3 protein-coding genes are annotated in these 3,119 nt (G+C 37.2%); 1 reads left to right on the top strand and 2 read right to left on the bottom strand.

From position 1 onward, the window contains the following. The first annotated feature begins 36 nt into the window (after positions 1 to 36). Positions 37 to 165 (top strand): hypothetical protein, encoded by a 129-nt coding sequence (locus FC70_RS09555; RefSeq protein WP_425325128.1) that lies wholly within the window; start codon positions 37 to 39, stop codon positions 163 to 165. Positions 166 to 199: 34 nt separating this feature from the next. On the opposite strand, the gene FC70_RS02665 is transcribed toward FC70_RS09555, so the two are convergent. After that, positions 200 to 1,384: a GmrSD restriction endonuclease domain-containing protein gene (locus FC70_RS02665; RefSeq protein ID WP_057889475.1), complete on the bottom strand. Its 1,185-nt coding sequence runs from the start codon at positions 1,382 to 1,384 to the stop codon at positions 200 to 202. A 73-nt stretch (positions 1,385 to 1,457) separates the two neighbouring features. Continuing rightward, entirely contained in the window at positions 1,458 to 2,714 is a 1,257-nt protein-coding gene (locus FC70_RS02660) for an adenine-specific methyltransferase EcoRI family protein (protein WP_057889474.1), read from the bottom strand. Positions 2,715 to 3,119: the final 405 nt, after the last annotated feature.

Below are 3,119 nucleotides of genomic sequence, written 5' to 3'. Positions count from 1 at the left end.
ACTAAATTAATTTTAAAGTAAAGGAACTAACAGCTTATGCAACAAGTTGTCTTACCGATCAAAGATTCAAACGTTCTTAAAGGGGTTCAAGATACCTTACTCAATAACTTTAAAGCTGGCCGGCGTAACTATACGATTTTTCAAGTTGGTAAAGCACACTACTGAGAGTAATTCCTTTTGTTGTAGATATTAATAATGATTAATTGTTGGTCTTCATACCATTGTGGTGCTTACAAAGCATTTGTAAATTAGCGATTTCGGTCTTTCCACCCTTAGACCAAGGGGTTATGTGATCGCCTTCCATCTCCTTAAATGTCCAAATATGTGTCATGTGATTATATTCTGTATCATTTACACAGTATGAACAATTCGAAACGCCTGCAGATTGAGATACAGTTGTTTGTTGCTTATAGATTGTTCTTTTGTCCGTTTCAGAAAACGCACGTATTGACAATAGCTTGATGAACTTCGGCTTCTGTCCGCTTAGAATATATTCAAAAACACCGGATTTCTTAGATATATCAGCGTCCTCATAAAGTTTAGACAATTCTGTTGAAACGGTTTGAGGGTTGTAAGACTGCTTATGATAAGTTTCATAAAGGCGTCCCCACTCTAATCCGCGCATCTCTCTTTCGACGACAGGAAAAACTGTTGAAGCCCAATCTATAACTGCGTTGAAATACATCTTTAACTCGTTGAGATTGTCGTCCTTACGATGTGTGGACATGTACTCGTCAATCGAGATGTTTTGTGACGTGCTAATCCAATTTAAAGCCTCCTCAAGTATTTCCTGCCTGAGCGGACTACCTTTGATATAAGCAGACCACTTTTGGATATTGGCATTTTGAGAGTTTGAGAATTCTTCTTTAGCCTTCGTGATAAATGGTCCCGAATATATGGCATTGCGGATTTCCTGTTGATTCAAAGGAATACCAGAGATGTTAATCGTTTTGAACCATTCTTTGATTTCTGATTCCAAACCATTTGTTTCATACACCAGAAGTTTGGTATTCCGTATCAAATCTTGTTGATCTAACGAAAGACCCGAAAAGGTTGTCTCGTTGCCGTTAATATCCTTAATTGCAAACTTACCCGTAACAAATCTTCCTATAGAAGTAACACGTTGTTGCCCGTCTAGTATCTCTAAGATGTGTTGATTAGCATCAATCACATTAAAATAATAGAGTCCGGTAGGATAGCCCTTCAACATCGATTGGATAACTGCAACGTCTCTTTTACCATCCGCATAAATATAATTACGTTGATATTCTGGTTGAATGGTTAGTCGACCAGAAAGACCAAACAATCCTTTACCTTCATACTCATTGTATTGAAACCCTTTAACGAGTTCGCTGACGGTATACTGCACTAGTTCTGTTTTCATTTTACGTTCCCCTATCCAAATGTATGACGACGTGTGGCAAATGTATATACGATAAAAAACGTAATAAGGCTTGCTAAGATCGTTTTTTAATGAAAATACGCTTATAAACCGCTTTAACAGGATAACCAACATCGAAAAATGTTCCTTTTCCAAACGCATCTTGACGAATAACTGCCCCCATTGTTCCTGTTTGTGACTTCATTCTTTTTCCGTCAACAACCTTTGCTTTGTGGCTATAAGTCTTTGTTGGAGGTGTATCGCCAAACCCATCTCCACCAAGTATTTCAAATTGATCGGGATTGTATTTGTCCAAGAAAGAAATAGGAACACCCATTACACCATCGTAATCACTAGGGATAGAGTCTGTGTATGGAATTTCGATAGCGTCATAATTGTCATATTTATCATATTCACGACCCTGTACTTGCGTGTGCTTACTGAATTTAATATTATCTTCCATGGTCATTAGTGATAAAGGTTGGTGACGGCGACCGTGGTCGATGTTGGTGAACCAACCAGTACCGGGAACACGATTTGCAGGTTTTCCGTTCTTTTCTCTATCAAATTTATAAGTTTTAGAGTATTGAAATCCTTCAGGGACATAGAAGTACATACCAACATTGAAGTTTGTTGCACCTATCCAAAATTTATTGTCCTTTATCAAAGGGAATACTTCCTTATAGGTAATGGCATTCATATTACCTATAACTAATATCCTCTTTTCTAAGGGATTAGCCCAAGATAAAAACTCTCGAAACAAGCTGAATGGTGGGTTGGTGATGATCATGTCTGCTTCATCACGAAGTTTTGTAACTTCCGCACTTCTAAAATCTCCAGCAGAGTATCCACCAACTGATTCATCACCAGTCAGGTAGCCTAGAATTTTCGATTTTTTGCCCTTATCAATATGCTTCTTCTCAGCTAATAGCTTAGCTTCGACATCATCAATGTTAATGCGCCCGTTTTCATCAAAATCTGAAACGTCAGTAAGTTCAATTCGATAAGCTCTGCTTATTTTTCGAGTCATACCAACATCTTGCTCATTATTGTCATCAAATAAGGACAATTCAAGTTGAGTATTAACGATTGGGCTGGGGTCGTAGCTTGTGGCAATTAATTTTTTTAGTCCAAAATCATTAAAATGTGTTGCAAAATACTTAAAGAAATTACTTTCGAATGGATCATCAGCAGGTAAGAGGATTGTCTTGTCTCTGAACACATTTTCATCAAATTCGAGGTAAGCATTCACCTCTTTTTCGATATCAGCCCATTGAGTGTAGAATTCGTCATTCTTAGCTTTTCTGGCGTTTGTCAAATTAGCATTTGCCATGAGTAAGTTTCCTTTCATAAAATATATGTTATGCATATTTTAGCATATTGAAATATGTAGAGCGTAACTGGAACAGTAAAAGCCCCACTAAATCACTTAGTTATGAAATTGATGATGGTTATAGCGTGCCCCCAGCTAACAAATAAACACGTGTTTATGATGCGTTTGGCAGTTTTGAGTTAGTTGAGAGAAAATCTTCAATTTACAGGGGTGATGTCTCAAATGCCCCCTCGAAAACGTTGAAAGAATAACCCCTAATATCTATAATGTAGATATTAGGGGTTATTTATTTTTATATACCAGAAATAGCTTCTTTTATTCGTTATTTTTTCGATACCTTTTAGAACGGTTTTGACCAGGAAATAAACGATCATGCGATCCGACTCGAATGCCAATTAAGACTAG

This window comes from Paucilactobacillus oligofermentans DSM 15707 = LMG 22743, from assembly GCF_001434315.1.
Classification (GTDB): Bacteria; Bacillota; Bacilli; order Lactobacillales; family Lactobacillaceae; genus Paucilactobacillus; species Paucilactobacillus oligofermentans.
Note: the sequence above shows the minus strand (reverse complement) of the source record. Positions and strands in the feature narration are given on the sequence as shown.